The sequence below is a fragment of the Kurthia senegalensis genome (genome assembly GCF_000285595.1).
Taxonomy (GTDB): domain Bacteria; phylum Bacillota; class Bacilli; order Bacillales_A; family Planococcaceae; genus Kurthia; species Kurthia senegalensis.
Genome location: NZ_HE611065.1, coordinates 106,350 through 123,421 on the forward strand (window position 1 = coordinate 106,350; position 17,072 = coordinate 123,421).

The 17,072-nt window shown below is 38.3% G+C and carries 14 protein-coding genes and 2 pseudogenes; 3 read left to right on the plus strand and 13 right to left on the minus strand.

Going from position 1 to position 17,072, the window contains the following annotated elements; all coding sequences use genetic code 11:
* Positions 1 to 169: 169 nt before the first annotated feature.
* A pseudogene (locus tag KSHG_RS05885) lies at positions 170 to 1,056 on the minus strand (deoxyribonuclease IV).
* Positions 1,057 to 1,120: 64 nt separating this feature from the next.
* A complete protein-coding gene (locus KSHG_RS05890) occupies positions 1,121 to 2,419 on the minus strand; it encodes a DEAD/DEAH box helicase (protein WP_010303317.1) in 1,299 nt (432 codons plus the stop codon).
* 206 nt (positions 2,420 to 2,625) lie between these two features.
* On the opposite strand from KSHG_RS05890, the pseudogene KSHG_RS16245 reads away from it, so the two are divergent.
* Positions 2,626 to 3,593: pseudogene (locus KSHG_RS16245) on the plus strand (4-hydroxy-3-methylbut-2-enyl diphosphate reductase).
* A gap of 58 nt (positions 3,594 to 3,651) precedes the next feature.
* On the opposite strand, the gene KSHG_RS05900 reads toward KSHG_RS16245, so the two are convergent.
* The 7 genes from KSHG_RS05900 to KSHG_RS05930 form a co-directional block, all read right to left on the minus strand.
* Complete coding sequence (locus KSHG_RS05900; RefSeq protein ID WP_010303321.1) at positions 3,652 to 4,773, minus strand: Nif3-like dinuclear metal center hexameric protein; 1,122 nt, start codon at positions 4,771 to 4,773, stop codon at positions 3,652 to 3,654.
* A 2-nt stretch (positions 4,774 to 4,775) separates the two neighbouring features.
* Positions 4,776 to 5,471: a tRNA (adenine(22)-N(1))-methyltransferase gene (locus tag KSHG_RS05905; protein ID WP_010303324.1), complete on the minus strand. Its 696-nt coding sequence runs from the start codon at positions 5,469 to 5,471 to the stop codon at positions 4,776 to 4,778.
* Positions 5,472 to 5,646: 175 nt separating this feature from the next.
* Entirely contained in the window at positions 5,647 to 6,210 is a 564-nt protein-coding gene (locus KSHG_RS05910) for a hypothetical protein (protein ID WP_010303328.1), read from the minus strand.
* 175 nt (positions 6,211 to 6,385) lie between these two features.
* On the minus strand, positions 6,386 to 7,522 hold the full coding sequence (gene rpoD / locus KSHG_RS05915) for an RNA polymerase sigma factor RpoD (protein ID WP_010303331.1): 1,137 nt from the start codon (positions 7,520 to 7,522) through the stop codon (positions 6,386 to 6,388).
* A gap of 31 nt (positions 7,523 to 7,553) precedes the next feature.
* The gene (gene dnaG / locus KSHG_RS05920; protein WP_010303334.1) at positions 7,554 to 9,374 is read right to left on the minus strand and encodes a DNA primase; all 1,821 of its coding nucleotides are present in this window, start codon (positions 9,372 to 9,374) and stop codon (positions 7,554 to 7,556) included.
* A gap of 209 nt (positions 9,375 to 9,583) precedes the next feature.
* The gene (locus KSHG_RS05925) at positions 9,584 to 10,387 is read right to left on the minus strand and encodes a pyruvate, water dikinase regulatory protein (protein ID WP_010303338.1); all 804 of its coding nucleotides are present in this window, start codon (positions 10,385 to 10,387) and stop codon (positions 9,584 to 9,586) included.
* Positions 10,388 to 10,401: 14 nt separating this feature from the next.
* On the minus strand, positions 10,402 to 11,040 hold the full coding sequence (locus KSHG_RS05930; protein WP_010303343.1) for a helix-turn-helix transcriptional regulator: 639 nt from the start codon (positions 11,038 to 11,040) through the stop codon (positions 10,402 to 10,404).
* Positions 11,041 to 11,372: 332 nt separating this feature from the next.
* Between KSHG_RS05930 and KSHG_RS05935 the strand changes: the two genes are divergently transcribed.
* The gene (locus KSHG_RS05935) at positions 11,373 to 12,761 is read left to right on the plus strand and encodes a glycine--tRNA ligase (protein ID WP_010303347.1); all 1,389 of its coding nucleotides are present in this window, start codon (positions 11,373 to 11,375) and stop codon (positions 12,759 to 12,761) included.
* A 243-nt stretch (positions 12,762 to 13,004) separates the two neighbouring features.
* Here KSHG_RS05935 and KSHG_RS05940 read toward each other — a convergent pair whose 3' ends face one another.
* From KSHG_RS05940 to KSHG_RS05955, 4 genes are read right to left on the minus strand one after another with little or no spacing between them, the layout of a single operon-like run.
* Complete coding sequence (locus KSHG_RS05940) at positions 13,005 to 13,568, minus strand: 5' nucleotidase, NT5C type (protein ID WP_010303350.1); 564 nt, start codon at positions 13,566 to 13,568, stop codon at positions 13,005 to 13,007.
* Between the two features lie 14 nt (positions 13,569 to 13,582).
* Positions 13,583 to 14,644 (minus strand): FAD-dependent monooxygenase, encoded by a 1,062-nt coding sequence (locus tag KSHG_RS05945; RefSeq protein ID WP_010303354.1) that lies wholly within the window; start codon positions 14,642 to 14,644, stop codon positions 13,583 to 13,585.
* An 11-nt stretch (positions 14,645 to 14,655) separates the two neighbouring features.
* On the minus strand, positions 14,656 to 15,756 hold the full coding sequence (gene ribD, locus KSHG_RS05950) for a bifunctional diaminohydroxyphosphoribosylaminopyrimidine deaminase/5-amino-6-(5-phosphoribosylamino)uracil reductase RibD (protein WP_010303360.1): 1,101 nt from the start codon (positions 15,754 to 15,756) through the stop codon (positions 14,656 to 14,658).
* Positions 15,757 to 15,776: 20 nt separating this feature from the next.
* Positions 15,777 to 16,499 (minus strand): GTP cyclohydrolase II, encoded by a 723-nt coding sequence (locus tag KSHG_RS05955; RefSeq protein ID WP_010303364.1) that lies wholly within the window; start codon positions 16,497 to 16,499, stop codon positions 15,777 to 15,779.
* 161 nt (positions 16,500 to 16,660) lie between these two features.
* On the opposite strand from KSHG_RS05955, the gene KSHG_RS05960 reads away from it, so the two are divergent.
* Positions 16,661 to 17,029 carry a hypothetical protein gene (locus tag KSHG_RS05960; protein WP_407635301.1) on the plus strand — a complete coding sequence of 123 codons (369 nt, stop codon included), beginning with the start codon at positions 16,661 to 16,663 and terminating at the stop codon, positions 17,027 to 17,029.
* The last annotated feature ends 43 nt before the right edge of the window (positions 17,030 to 17,072 follow it).

Consider the following 17,072-nt stretch of genomic DNA (forward strand, 5'->3'; position numbering starts at 1 on the left):
AATTCAGAATCATTACGATTTACAAAGATTTAGTATAACGGACATTTAGACTATTGTAAAGTAAAACTTCTTGTCTTATAAAAAGTTGTACGTACGCTGATTTATAATAGAAGAAATCCAATAAAAAAACTCGAAATCCTATAGGACTTCGAGTTTTTTTCAAAATAGACTAGCCTCTTAGCGCATCAATTAATTCTTTTTTAAATATGCCTGTACGAAGCATTTCAATTTCGTATAAATAAGGTGCTTTTTTATTTTTTTATCTTCCCCAACCCATGGAGTTTCTAAAATTTTCGGCACGTTTTCAAATGCTTCGTGATGAACGATTTGATGAAGTGCGTCAAAACCAATATGACCAAAGCCAATATTTTCGTGACGGTCCTTATGAGCCCCACGTTCATTTTTACTATCGTTAATATGAAGGACTTTAATGTTTTTCAAGCCGATATAATGTTCAAATTCTGCAAGAACACCGTCTAAATCTGTTACGATATCGTATCCTGCATCATGCGTATGACACGTATCAAAGCAAACAGATAAACGATCATTATTATGCACACCGTCAAAAATAGCCGCTAACTCTTCAAATGTACGACCACATTCTGACCCTTTACCAGCCATTGTTTCTAATGCAATTTGAACAGGTGCATCAACCGTTAGCACTTCATTTAATCCTTCAATAATACGTTGAATCCCTACTTCAGCACCTGCACCTACGTGCGCACCTGGATGTAGGACGATTTGTTTAGCGCCTAATGCTGCTGAACGTTCAATCTCTTTTTGCAAAAATTCTACGCCTAATTCGAACACAGAAGGTTTTGTCGTGTTTGCTAAATTAATAATGTACGGGGCATGTACGACTAAATTTTCAATACCGTGTTCTTCCATATGGAATTGACCTTTTGCAATGTTTAATTCTGAAATATCTTTTCGACGCGTGTTTTGTGGTGCACCTGTGTATACCATCATCGTCGTTGCATTGTATGAAGCTGCTTCTTTACTAGAACCTAAAAGCATCTCTTTCCCACTCATAGATACGTGTGATCCGATTAACATAAAAATTCCTCCTCATAAAAAAAGGTTTTTTCATAATGAAAAAACCTTTTTTGTTGTTCAAAGATTAGCGTTGGCGGCGACGTTTACGACGTTCCGCTTTTTTCACTTTATCCATTTCCCAACGCATATTACGTTTGTAACCTGGTTTTACTTTTTTCGGTTTACGAACTTTAGATTTCGCAATACGATCGATTTCGTTCTCTTTACGTTCACGTTTCTCACGTAAATGACGTTCTTTCATATTAACAATCTCACCATTTTTAATATCTTTAGGTTGGAAGGTAATACCGAATTTTTCTACTTCTACAATACGAGCTTCTTCTGAAGGTTCAAAAATAGTAATAGCTAAACCTTTATTACCGGCACGAGCTGTACGACCGACACGGTGAACGAAGAATTCTAAATCTGTAGGTAGTTCATAGTTGATGACGTGAGATACGCCCGGAATATCAATACCACGTGCAGCTAAATCTGTTGCAACGATATATTGGTATTCAAGGTCGCGTACTTGTTTCATCATTTTTTTACGTTCACGAGGTGTTAAATCACCGTGAATACGTCCGGCTTTAACGCCGTTATGTGATAAGTAGTTCGCAACGTAATCAGCTTGTTTACGTGTATTCACGAAAATAATCGCTAAATACGGATTAATTGCTTTCACAATCTCTACTAATTTTTCATTTTTCGATTTAGAACGTGTTGGAATTAAATAAAAATCCAAGTTTTCTGCAACAGGACGTTTGTCATTCATTTCAATATGAATTGGCGCCGTCATATATTTGCGTAAGAAAGGTTGTAAACTTTCTGGCACAGTCGCAGAGAATACGTACATTTCTAAGTCGTCAGGCATTTGACCAGCAAATTGGTCGATTTCTTCAATGAAACCTAAGTCGAATGCTAAATCGGCTTCATCTACTACGAGCATAGATACTGTATGCACAAGCAACGCTTGCTCGTTCACTAAATCACGAATACGTCCTGGCGTACCTACGACGATTTGAGGTTGTGTTTTTAGTTTATCGATTGAGCGTTGTTTATCTGTACCACCAATGAATAATTTCGTTTGGATTTCTGTACCTTCTACTAATTTTGTTAGTTCCGCATGAATTTGAGTTGCTAATTCACGAGTTGGTGCTGTTACAACAGCTTGTACTTCTTGTTTTGTTTCTACGATACGTTGTACGATTGGGATTAAGAAACTATGTGTTTTCCCTGTACCTGTATGCGCCTGTCCGATTGCACTTTTACCTTTTAAAATTAAAGGAATCATTTCTTTTTGAATCGGTGTTGGTTCTGTGAAACCTAATTTTGCAATAGCTTCACGCAAAAATGGCTTGAATTGATAATCTGTGTACTTTGACATTTCGTCACTCCTTACTTCATTCCTTCATTGTAACATGATTTGATTGTATTATCCATTTGTGTATTCTCTATTTTTTCTTTGATTTTCGTCAATAAAATCTTATTTTCGAAAACTTTGTATAACGTAAAAACGTTCGATATAATAGAAAAGAAGAATGGGTTAGAAAAAAGTATGATTTCTCCCAATTCGAAAGGAGTTTCTTATATATGCAAGTTAAAAAAATTACCCCGCGTGGATACTGCTACGGTGTCGTTGATGCGATGGTCATCGCTCGTAACGCAGCACTCGACAAAACATTACCTAGACCAATTTTCATTTTAGGGATGATCGTTCATAACAAACACGTAACAGATGCCTTTGAAGAAGATGGTATCATTACTTTAGATGGACCGAACCGCATGGAAATATTACAAAAAGTTGAAAGTGGTACGGTTATTTTTACCGCACACGGTGTTTCACCAGAAGTTCGCGAACTAGCGCGTCAAAAAGGATTAGTGTCCATCGATGCAACGTGCCCCGATGTGACAGTGACACATGATTTAATCGCTGAAAAAACAAAAGAAGGCTACGATATTATTTATATCGGTAAAAAAATCACCCTGAACCAGAAGGCGCAATCGGCGTCGCACCTGAACACGTTCACCTCGTTCAAAATGTAGCGGATATTGAAGAGCTTCATTTAACAAACGATAAATTACTCGTGACAAACCAAACGACGATGAGTCAATGGGACGTTGTGAGCTTAATGGAAACATTAAAATTGAAATATCCAACGATTCAAGTACACGAAGAAATTTGTCTTGCAACGCAAGTACGACAAGAAGCTGTCGCAAATCAAGCTGGTGAAGCAGATTTACTAATCGTTGTTGGGGATCCACGTAGTAATAATTCAAATCGTTTAACACAAGTATCAGAAGAAATCGCAGGTACGACGTCTTATCGTATTTCTGATTTATCAGAGCTACAATTAGACTGGTTGCAAGGTATTGAAACTGTTGCTGTAACGGCTGGTGCTTCTACACCAACACCTATCGTTAAAGAAGTGATTAAATTTTTAGAGCAGTACGAAGAGAATGACCCTGCTACACATATTATTGAACGTACAGTTACATTAAGTAAAATTTTACCGAAAATTAAAGAACCAAAACCAGTCGATCGTATTGAACCATATTAAAATCGATCATAAAAGAACCAAAAAGGAAGCCTTTAAATACAAGGCTTCCTTTTTTTAATTAAAGAAATTGAAATGGTTCTGTAGAAAGTGTAGACGGCATAAACTCTACAGCGAGACGTTGTTCTTCACATAAAGTCACCATTTTTTCTGCGACGCCTTTTTTCATCACACTTTCAACATGATGACCTGGATCTACAACATGTAGTCCAATCGCTTCAGCATCTTGCGCAACGTGAAAATAAAGGTCGCCCGTTACGTAAACATCTGCTCCTGCTCGTTTCGCAGATTGGATGTATTTATTTCCATCCCCGCCGAGTACAGCTACTTTTCGTACTTCATCTGTCAAATCGCCCACGACACGAACTGCAGGTACGTGGAAATTTTCTTTCACATGCTCTGCAAATTGTTTCAATGTCATCGGTTGTTCTAACTTCCCGATTCTACCGAGCCCCATCGTTTTGGCAGGTGTATCAAGTAAAAACAAATCAAATGCTACTTCTTCGTATGGATGTGTTTGGTGCATACTACGAAGCACTTTGTTTTTACTTGATTCTGGGACAACTACTTCTACTTTTTCTTCCGCTTCCATATGTAAGCGGCCGATTTTTCCACTATGAGGATTCGCTTGCTCTAGCGCTTTAAAACGTCCGACACCTTCTGTTGTAAAGCTACAATTATCATAATTTCCTAACTGTCCCGCGCCGGCCCCGGCCAAAGCTTGACGTAATGCATCTGCATGACTTTTCGGTACGTATACAGCGAGTTTATAAAGTGCTTCAAAATAGCTCGGTACGAGTACTTCACATTGTTGCAACTTCAAAGCATCTGCTAATAAATCATTTACGCCGCCATCGGCTACATCTAAATTCGTATGCGCTGCATACACGGCAATATCGTGTTTAATTAATGTTTCAAAAAGCTTTCCTTGTGGTGTATCAGTACGTAAGTTGGCTAATTTGCGGAAAATAGGTGGATGATGTGCAATAATTAATTCACATTGCTTTGCGATTGCTTCTTGTACAACCTCCATCGTCACGTCTAACGTTACGAGAACTTTCGATACCGGTTTATTCAACGTACCGACTGCTAAACCAATCGGATCCCCATCCATTGCAGCTATTTTTTTCGGAGACCAACTTTCAAAAATCTGAATGATTTGTTGACCATTTGTTTGCTTCATATTTATATGAACAACTCCTTAACAGCGTCAATTTTTTGTTGAAGCTGTTGTTTCTTTTGTATAATTTCTGTCGTTTGTTCTGCTTTTTCCATATGTTCTAACACATGATGCCATTGTTTCATTTCATGTGTCCATTTTTTAACGAACACGTCATTTTTCTCAAGCATCAATTTCGGACCGACTAACAATTCCATCTCATTCAATGGTTGATGACCGCGTTCTAATACGAGAATTTCGTATATTTTGCCGTCTTCTTCGATAATCGTCTCATCTATAATGGCAAAGTTATTAGCAACCGCCCATTCTCGAATAGCGATGGCATGAATATTCGGTTGTAAAATTAAACGCTCTACACCCGCTAATCTTTCAGGGGCAGCATTTAAAATCGATGCGATCAAAGGACCGCCCATTCCAGCAATTGTAATAGCTGTGACGCCATCTTCTTTTTCAATTGCTAATAAACCATTTGCTAAACGAACGGTAATTTGACTTTGTAATAATTCTTTTTGTACTTCATGACAGGCAGATTCGTATGGACCTTTGACGACTTCTCCTGCGATGGCTTTTTGTACATGACCTCGTTTCACTAAGTAACAAGGTAAATAAGCATGGTCTGAACCAATGTCTGCAACGACTGCATTTTGTGGAACATAAGCAGCGACAGTTGCTAAACGTTTTGATAATTTTTGGGCATTCATAAACGATGTGCCCTCCCTTCTCAATTATTGTATCGAAAAATGACGTATTTTCATAGAAAAAAGACGAGAAAGACATCGGTTTTATGTCATAAAAAAAGACGCATCCTTCACAATGCGTCTACACATACCGAACGATTCCCATTCAATTGTTGCACCAATTGAAGTTTCTTCGCTTTTATAAGAAAAAACCAAATAAAATAATGACGACTAAACCTAAGTAGCCTGAAATCGTGAAAAATAACAGTTTCATTTTCGTTCCTGTTACGAGCCATAAGACACAGTTCGCAATAAGTACGCTATACAACGCTAAATCATTTCCTTCTGCAAGTAACATTGTCAAACGAACAGAAACAGCTAGTAATAGCAATGCTGCCACTGCATACGTAATTGCTCGCATCGTTTGTCCTGTCGTTTTTCGAAACGCCACATACAATATGCCAATAATCGCTGCTACACTTAACAAAATAGGTATGAACATGTATTTCGTACTTAACACATACATCGCGACAATCATTAGAATAGCGAAAATTGCACCTAATAATGAAAAAATCCAGTCTTTCGGAAGAATGTGTACACGTGCACGTTCTTCATTCGACTCTGTATGAACTTCATCCCCTCCAGTATACAACGTAAGTAAAAAATCACAGTAATGTTCTGGCAACAATTTGTTCATCTTCCAAAACGTAATTTCTTTAATTAAAATGCCTTTTTCTCTTGTTGCACGACATCCATCTCCCATCTGTATCCATATTGTACATGATATAGGGAATAAAAGGTATATAGTTTCATATAACCCATTTATTTTTTACACCAAAAGAATTATTAGAAATGCTTCATCAGTCATATACTATCAAAAAACCTCACAATCCTATAGATTATGAGGTCAAATAACTATTTTATTAAAAAAGAGTAGCTTATTCTAAGAAGTCTTTTAGACGTTTACTACGAGAAGGGTGACGTAATTTACGAAGTGCTTTCGCTTCAATTTGACGAATACGCTCACGTGTTACACCGAATACTTTCCCTACTTCTTCTAACGTACGTGTACGACCATCATCTAAACCAAAGCGTAAACGTAATACGTTTTCTTCACGGTCTGTTAATGTATCTAACACATCTTCAAGTTGTTCTTTTAACAGCTCATATGCTGCATGGTCTGCTGGTGATTGTGCTTCTGAATCTTCGATGAAATCGCCTAAATGTGAATCGTCTTCTTCACCGATTGGTGTTTCTAATGACACAGGTTCTTGTGCGATTTTTAAGATTTCGCGTACTTTTTCAGGAGTTAGGTCCATTTCTTCTCCGATTTCTTCTGGAGTCGGTTCGCGACCTAAATCTTGTAGTAATTGTCGTTGTACACGAATTAATTTATTAATCGTTTCAACCATGTGTACTGGGATACGAATTGTACGTGCTTGGTCAGCAATCGCACGTGTGATTGCTTGACGAATCCACCACGTTGCATATGTTGAAAATTTGAACCCTTTACGGTAGTCAAATTTTTCTACCGCTTTAATTAAACCCATATTCCCTTCTTGAATTAAATCAAGGAATAACATACCGCGACCGACATAACGTTTTGCAATACTAACTACTAGACGTAAGTTCGCTTCTGCTAAACGTTTACGTGCTTCATCGTCGCCTTTTTCAATACGTTCTGCAAGTGAAATTTCTTGTTCAGCAGAAAGTAAATCAACACGACCGATTTCTTTTAAATACATACGAACGGGATCATTGATTTTAACACCTGGTGGCACGCTTAAATCATTCAAGTCAAACGTTTCTTCTGCTTCTTTTAACAGTGGTTCTAAATCGGAATCTTTATCCCCATTTAACTCAATATTGTTTGCTTCAAGTTTATCGATAAATTCTTCTACTTGATCCGCTTCCATTTCATACGTTTGCAATTTATCTGCAATTTCTGCGTATGTTAATTCACCATTTTTTTTACCTGCTTCAAGCAAGCTTTTTTTCATTTCCTCTAAAGTATGTTCATGTTCTACTTTAGGTTTTACTTTGCTTTTTGTTGTACGTTTCGACTTTTCTGCCATTAGGTGTATTCCTCCTTCATAACATCTTTAGCTACAAATACGCTAAAGATCTCGTTAGCTCAATTACTTCTTGCGAAATTTTGAGCGTACGAATGAAATCATGTGATTTCTCTGCTTCTTTTAATTCTTGTTTGCGTTGTGCAATTAGTTGTTGAATTTTATATTTATCTACTTGGCGTATACAATCTGACCATTCTTCTTCAGCATGGTCTGGATCTCGATCAACGAGCGCGGCTTCCATAATGATTTTACGTAAGTTACGATCTTCCAACCCTTCTGCAAATCGATGAAAGTCAGCTTGTTCATGTTGCTCATAAAAATCAACTAATTCGTTAAAAATTGCTTTATACTCTTCTCTCACAAATGGAATTTGCTCTTCCTCTTGTTGAAAAGCATATACGCGATCACGATTGTCGAGCATCATCGCTAAAATTAATCGCTCTGCCCGGTCAATCGCCGTTAACTTCCGTGTCATTTTAGGCATCTGAACAGCCACGTTTTGAGGCTCTGTAGATTGTCTGCTTTGTTGTTGCTGTGCTTTATGACGTAACTGTACAGCTAATGTTTCTTCAGACACGCCTGTTTCTTGTGCTAACTGTTTCATGTATAACTCACGTTTTACGATAGAAGCGTCTACAGCAATATAGCTAATCGCTTCCTCTATATATTGTTCAATATCTGTCGCATATTGAAAATTTTTATGTCGTTTAGAGTACGTTAACATGAAACTCGTTAAATCAAGTGGTTCCCCGATAATTTTATCTTGAAACAGCTGTGCTCCAAATTGACGTATATAATCGTCTGGATCTAACCCATTTGGTAAGAGTGCTACTTCAATTGAGAATTTTTCTGCTTTCAGTAAGTCTGCGGCTCTTTTTGCCGCTTCCCATCCTGCATTATCCCCATCGTAACAAATAATAATTTCATTTGATAAACGTTTTAATTTTTGGATTTGTTCAATTGTTAATGCTGTTCCCATCGATGCAACACCGTTATGAACCTCGGCCTTCTTCGCACTCAGAACGTCCATAAACCCTTCAAACAACACAATTTTCCGTTTTTTACGAATGACCGGTCTTGCCTGGTCTAAATTGTAAAGCACTTTCCCTTTATGAAAAATAGGCGATTCTGGGCTATTCATATACTTAGCATTTTCACCGGATTGGTCAATAATTCGACCCGAAAAAGCGATGATTTTCGAAGTTTCATCACGAATCGGAAACATCACACGATGCCTAAATCGATCAAAATAGCCTGTTCCATCTTCTTTACGAATAATAAGACCAGCCTCTGCCATCATTTCCAAATCGAAACCTTTACGACTAAGTAACGTCGTTAATGAATCCCAATTAGGTAATGCATAACCGATGCCATATGCCTCGATCATTTCTCTCGTAAAGCCACGATTTTCTAAATACTGAAGTGCCTGTTCCCCATCTTCTGTATTCAGTAATAAATGTTTGTAATACTCACCACAAAACGCATGTGCTTCTAACATTTTTTGTTCTGCAGGACTTACATTTTCTACTACATGATGATGGTGTTGATGTTCTGCTACATCTACTTCAATACCTGCTTTTTCACCTAGTTTTGCAACAGCTTCTTGAAAGGAAAGATTGTCAATATCCATTAAAAAAGTAATGGCATTTCCTCCTGCGCCACATCCAAAACAGTGAAAAATTTGTTTATCTACTGAAACGGAAAAAGATGGTGTTTGTTCACCATGAAATGGGCATAAGCCGAAATAGTTGCGTCCGCGCTTCGTCAATTGCATGTATTCACCAATGACGTCTACGATATCCGACTGTGAACGAATTTGTTCAATCGTCTCTTCTGGAATTCTTTGTGCCATACTATCACCATCTTTATTTACTTTCTCTTACTCTTTATTCGATACAAAAGAGGAAAAGTCCTTCTTTTTTCAAAAAATAAATCCCTTAATCATACTTTTATTTTATTTTTACCACAATTCTTTATTATAAAACATGGCGAACCATTTTGCTATATTGTTTTTACGTACTCGAACTAAAAAATCCCCCAACTATATGAGGGACTGAAAGTTTATTTTAAACGATGTAAAATATCGTTGGCCGTCTCTTCGACCGCTTTATTCGTTACGTCAATTATAGGACACCCGATTCGTTCAACGATATTGTGGAAATGTTTAATTTCTTCATCGATTCGTTCTACTTTTGCATAGCTCGCATTGTCACTTAAACCTAACGCAATTAATCGTTCTTTTCGAATGTGATTTAATTTATCAGGCGAAATCACAAGTCCGAAACATTTTTCCGGTGGAACTAAAAATAGTTCCTCTGGTGGTTCGACTTCTGGTACGAGTGGGACGTTCGCCACTTTCAAGCGTTTATGCGCTAAAAATTGAGACAATGGCGTTTTAGACGTACGAGAAATACCGACTAAAACGATATCTGCTTTTAATAAGCCTCTCGGATCTCGTCCATCATCATATTTAACAGCAAACTCGATTGCTTCAATTTTTTTGAAATAATCGTCATCTAGTTTGCGTACTAAACCCGCTTCTTCAATCGGTTCGATTTGAAGAGCTTTTGAAAACATATCCATCGTCGGACCCATTAAATCAACTTTCAATACATTCTTTTGTAGACATGTTTCGTCCATAAATGAACGCATTTCTTCTTTTACTAATGTATACATAATCATCGCTTTTTGCTCAACAGCAAGCTGAATGATTTCATTTAATTGTTCTTGATTTTCAACATGGGGGAATCTTTGTAAAGCAACATCTTGCATGCCAGGTCGGAATTGGCTAATAGCTGCTTTCGCAACAAGTTCCCCTGTTTCTCCGACTGAGTCAGATATAATAAATACCGTAATTTTTTCCATAAAATGATGTCACCTCACAAATCATGATTTTCAGCGAGTGATAAAAATGCTCGCGTAATATTCGTTTTTGTTAAACGGCCAATTACTTCTAAACCGTCTGTATGTTCAATGACAACCGGTAAAGCATCAATCTGTCTTTCAATCAATTTATTTGCCGCTTGAATTAACCCATCCGTTTTGAAACAATAGGCAATATTAGGCATTCTCGTCATAATAATATGTACGGGAATATGATTTAAATCTTGACTTCCAATTGCTGTTCTCAACAAATCTTTACGAGATAAAACGCCTGTTAAGTATGAGTTTTTATCTACGACAAATAACGTTCCAACATCCTCTAGGAACATTTGGCAAATTGCATCGTAGACAGATATGTTTTCACCGACGACAATCGGAATCGATTGAAAATCTTTCACTTTCATATTTGTCATACTTTCCATTACTGCTTGCCCTGTCTGTTTACCAGAATAAAAATAGCCGACACGTGGACGCGCATCTAAAAAACCCGCCATCGTTAAGATTGCAAGGTCTGGACGCAACGTCGCTCTCGTTAAGGAAAGTCGTTCCGCAATTTGTTCCCCTGTAATAGGACCATTGCCCTTAACAATTTCCACTATTTCTTCTTGACGTTTATTCAGTTCGATCATGCTCACCGCCCCAAATGTTATATACTTTATTCTTAATAAGTATATACTATTTCATTCGATATTGCGAAGAAAACTATTGCATGGTACAATGTTTCAAACGATATAAGGCGATGATTGAGAAATAAGTAGTATGTGCCAATAAGCGAGTAGTGACAGTGAGAGACTACACAACATACGAAAAGGGCACTCAGGAGCTAACAGTTAGAAAGTGGATTTTCTTCTATATAATAGAGAAAATCAATCGGGGTGGAACCGCGGGCGCATATTGAGCACTCGTCCCCGGGCAAAAAGTTGCCCGGGGACGGGTGCTTTTATTCTTTTTACTGGAGGTTTTTCAAATGGCAGAAAAAACAATGGAAAATGTAGTTAGTTTAGCAAAACACCGTGGCTTTGTCTTCCCAGGCTCAGACATTTATGGTGGTTTAGCAAACACGTGGGATTACGGTCCCCTAGGCGTTGAATTAAAAAACAACGTGAAAAAAGCATGGTGGGCAAAATTCATCCAAGAATCTGAATACAATGTTGGTTTAGATGCAGCAATTTTAATGAACCCTAAAACTTGGGTAGCATCAGGTCACGTAGGAAACTTCAACGACCCAATGATCGATTGTAAATCTTGTAAATCTCGCCACCGTGCAGATAAATTAATTGAAGATGCTTCACTTGAAAAAACAGGCAATGAAATCGTTGTCGACGGTATGACTTTTGAACAAATGAAAGAAAAAATGGTTGAACTAGACGTCCACTGCCCAGATTGTGGTGCCAATGACTTCACAGATATTCGCCAATTCAACTTAATGTTCAAAACGTTCCAAGGTGTAACAGAAGACTCTACAAATGAAATCTTCTTACGTCCTGAAACAGCACAAGGTATTTTCGTAAACTTTAAAAATGTACAACGTTCTATGCGTTTACGTACACCATTCGGTATCGGTCAAGTAGGTAAATCTTTCCGTAACGAAATCACACCAGGGAACTTTACCTTCCGTACACGTGAATTCGAACAAATGGAACTTGAATTTTTCTGTAAACCAGGAACTGAATTAGAATGGCACGCTTACTGGAAAGAATTTTGTAAAAACTGGTTATTAAACTTAAACATGCACGAAGATTCTATGCGTTTACGTGACCACGGTGAAGAAGAACTTTCTCACTACTCAAATGCTACAACAGACATCGAATTCCGCTTCCCATTCGGTTGGGGTGAACTTTGGGGTGTAGCTTCTCGTACAGACTTCGACCTTAAACGCCACATGGAACATTCTGGTGAAGATTTTACTTACATTGATCCTGTATCGAATGAACGCTACGTACCTTATTGTATCGAACCTTCATTAGGTGCTGACCGTGTAACACTTGCTTTCTTATGTGATGCTTACGATGAAGAAGAATTAGAAGGCGGCGATTCTCGTAAAGTTCTTCGCTTCCACCCAGCGCTTGCCCCATTCAAAGCAGCTGTTCTTCCATTATCTAAAAAATTATCAGAAGAAGCACACGGTGTTTGGGCTGAATTGCGTAAAGCTTTCCCAGTAGATTACGACGAATCGCAATCAATCGGTAAACGTTACCGTCGTCAAGATGAAATCGGTACACCATTCTGTATCACATATGATTTTGATTCTAAAGAAGATGGTCAAGTTACTGTTCGTCACCGTGATTCTATGGAACAAGTACGTATGCCAATTACAGAAGTACAAGCATATATTGCGAAACACTTACAATTCTAATCGAGACGAATAAAATGTGTTTTTTGTTCATTTCCTGAACATTCACGTCAAAACGCTTGAATTTCATGACGTAAAATTTTATTATATGTACGACGCAATCACAGTTTTGGACCAACTATGATTCCTCTATAAAGACCAACAAACGAAAAGAAGGGATGCTTGAGCATCCCTTCTTTTTTCATACGCAAAAACGCATAGACTTTTATCAATCTATGCGTTTTCTATCCTAACTAAATCATCTCTTTAAACTGTAACCAGCTCGTTAAACTGTAACCAGCTCGTTAAACGCGTCCAATTCTCATCTTTATTATATGGTTGATCTCGAATAATCGCTTTTGTCGCAACGTTTGACAACGTACGTAAAACGGTCGGTTTGTCATCTACGTAAGCATCTAACTGCAACGATTGGATCGTCGCGATTTTTTCATCATCTGCCATGCCGCAAAAAAAATGCCCCTCCGCTACTGGAAATCCTTGTTTTTCCATCCATTCACGAGAAGCTTCACAATATTCTTTCGGACGTGCTGTAATGTAAAACACTTCGTGGCCTTCTTGCACTAGTTGCTGTAACATTTCTTTTGCCCCTTCAAAAATCGGACAATTTGTGAAATAAATTTTTTCGAGCTGACTTTTCCACATCTCGTACCCTTCTGCATCCGTTAAACCAAACGGTTCATGAATTTCCACACGCTGAATATTTTCAAATACTTCTTCTGTTAACGTCGTTTGAAAATAGGCATTGTATAAGTGAAAAGCATGTCGACGTAAATCAATTAACGTATCGTCTATATCGAATCCAAATCGCATAATATTCCCCTCCACTACACTTCAAATTGCAAAGCGAAATGTTGTTCTTCTTCTAATTGTTGTTTTTGTAGTGCATGAATTCGATCTGCACGCTGTCTTTCAAACTGGGCAATAGCTTCGTTATCAATTGAACCATCTTCCTCTAGCAATGTCGCTAAATATTCCGCATCAATTAACGCACTATTCAAACCGAAAGCACCTGTTGGCGCCATCGTATGTGCTGCATCACCTAATAATACAACACCATCTCTTCCCCATACATCCGCATAAGAACTATGTACATCCAACAGCACAAAATCTTTCCACGACTGAATCGACTGATGAATTTGCGTCTCCAATACTGGAAATGCATCAATTAGTCGCTGAATAAATTGACTAAAATCCGTCTTCCGTAAACTTGGAAAACTTCCTTTATCAATATTCCAACCAATCTGAATTCGATTTTCTGCTTGCGTAAATAATGCCAACTGTTTCCCGTCGACTAATGCCATATGAATCATCGGTTCCCAGTCTTTTGGCTTTTCAATACGTGCCCACAATAAATCATAACCGTGTGTCCACGTTTTATACCCGATATTAGCGCATTTACGTACGGTTGAGTATCGTCCATCTGCGCCGACGACTAATTTACTTTCAATTGCCACTTCAACCCCTTCATGACGTGCATAAACAGTCTGTCCTTCTAAACGAATCATTTTCGTTTCTACACATAAATGAAAGTTTGGATTGTGCTGAATGGGTTTTAAAATAGCAGCTAGTAAATGGCGCTGTGGCACATGAATGCCTAAGTGACCAATAGCAGGATCTGGTTTAATTGTTTCGTAACATATGCCATCTTTCCAATTTTCAAGTTTCTTCATCGGAAGCATCATCGAATCATCTAGATTTCCAAACAATCCGTAGCGTTTAAGTAACGCTTCACCATGTTCATTAATATGTTCGCCTCTGAACGCTTTTCCGAGTGTTTTACTACTTTCAAGTAACGTAACATCCAATCCTTTGCGAACGAGTAAAAATGCAAGCATTGCCCCAGCAGGTCCTGCTCCGACAATACATACATCAGTCATTCTTTTCACGATAAAGCCTCCTATTTTTTCGGGTACGCGACGATTCTTAAATCGTTTCCAATCACATCTACAGCGTCGTATTCAAATTCAAGTGCTGCAGACATCGCTTCCACGTCTGGACCGCTTACAGGAGATAAGCTATGGGCTCCTCCGATAATTTTAGGTGCCATGTAAATCAATACTTTCTGTACGAGGTGTTGGCGGAAAAATGATGCATGAACTGCTGCCCCACCCTCAACTAAAATATCTGTAATACCTCTCGTATAAAGAGCATCTAGCATTTCTTCTAAATGTAATTGTCCTTCTGTTGTCGCTACGCGTAAAATTTCTACACCTTGCGCTTGCAACGCTTGTGCTTTTTCAATTGCCGCATCTTCAGCCGTCACAATAATCGTTTTCGCATCTGCCGTCTGCGCTACTTTTGCATGCAACGGCGTACGCAATTGACGATCTAAAATAATACGAATCGGATTTTTACCTTCTTTCGACACGAGTCTCGTCGTTAATGATGGATCGTCGGCTAACACCGTCCCAATCCCGACTAAAATACCATCCATTTCATGACGATATTCATGAACATCTTCGCGTGCATCATCACCTGTCACCCAACGAGAATCTCCATTTGATACCGCAATTTTCCCATCTGCTGTCATCGCGTATTTACTCACAACAAATGGACGGCTCGTTAACATATTATGAATGAATCGCTCGTTTAATTTATATGCTTGCGCTTCTAAAATACCTACTTCTACTTCAATACCTGCATCGCGAAGTAATTTGACTCCTCGACCAGCTACGCTTGGATTCGGATCTTCCATCGCAATAACGACGCGTTTTACACCCGATTCTTTCACTAGATTCGCACAAGGTGGTGTTTTCCCATAATGTGAACACGGTTCAAGTGTAACGTATAACGTTGCACCTTTCGCATGCTCACCTGCCATACGAAACGCATGTACTTCCGCATGTGGCTCACCTGCTTTGCGATGTAGACCTGTTCCGACAATTACACCGTTTTGAACGATGACAGCCCCGACCATCGGGTTCGGATTCGTATTCCCCTTCGCACTCACCGCTAAGTCTAAAGCGAGTTGCATGTAATATTCATCAGTTTTTATCATTGTGAAGCCCCCTAAACAATTTATCGAATATGACCTGATTTTTCACGTTTCGTTTCTAAATAACGATGATTCGTATCCGTTTCACCGCCCCATAAAGGCACGTGACCGTGTGTCGATAAACCGTGTTGTTCAAGTGCTGCTAATTTTTTAGGATTGTTCGTAATAAGCGTCACTGGTTTTTTACGTAATTGTTCTAACACTTTAAGTGGTTCTTCATATGAACGTATATCATCTTCAAAGCCAAGCGCATGGTTCGCTTCGACCGTATCTAGTCCTTCTTGTTGTAATAAATACGCCATTGATTTTGAAAACAAGCCAATACCGCGTCCTTCGTGGTCTGCTACATAGAAAATAGCCCCTGCACCGTGATCGACAATCATTTTCATCGATTCATGCAACTGGTATCCACAATCACAACGCTGACTACCGAAAATATCACCTGTATGACAAATACTGTGCATACGTACGAGTGCATCTTCTGTCTTTTCAAAGTCTCCGTACACGAGTACAGATGATTGTTGACCGAACGCTAAGTTCATTGTGTTTAAATGGTCTACCACTTGTTCTTTCGTCCACTGTGTCGATACTTTTGTCCAGCAGTACCAATTGAATGTCGCTTCAAAATTACCTTGTTTGATCGGCAATTTCACAGGACCTACGATGCATAGTTTGTTCAATTGATCTAGTGGCACAAAAGTCATTTTTTCTTTGATCATTTGTAAGTTTGTTTGTGTCATATCCATGGCGTGTCTCTCATTTCTATATCATTTTATGTTGTTACTTTTCGTAACTTACTATATTGTAGTAAGTTTTGAAAGTCAACTATTTCACTCTGAATGACCATTTTAATCGATTTTCTATTTAAAAACCTCTATACTGTACTTTAAGTATTCACTAAGAAAGGATGATTGTTGTGGAATCCACGCCACATCCAACGTTATCACGCTACTATACGTCTGCAAATATCGTCGTGTTATTTGAAGACGCCATAGAAAATCCTGGAGAAGTCGACGAATTACTCGTCGTTTCAAATGGACAATTTGATATTACGTTAAAAGTTAAAGAAGCGACTGTTATTTCAAGCGTCGCACCAGATATGTTACATTTACGTGTTGAAAACGTATTTAGTTATACATCTCACAAACCATTTACAAAAAAACAAATTCATCAACTACAAACATCGCTCTTAAATGAACATAATATTCATATTCGCAACGATGCATTCCCTTACGATAAAAAATCGTCAGCGCAAATATTTTTTGGGATTCTATGAGTTATAAAAATGTCGAACAACTCGATTGTCCCGATAAAAAAAG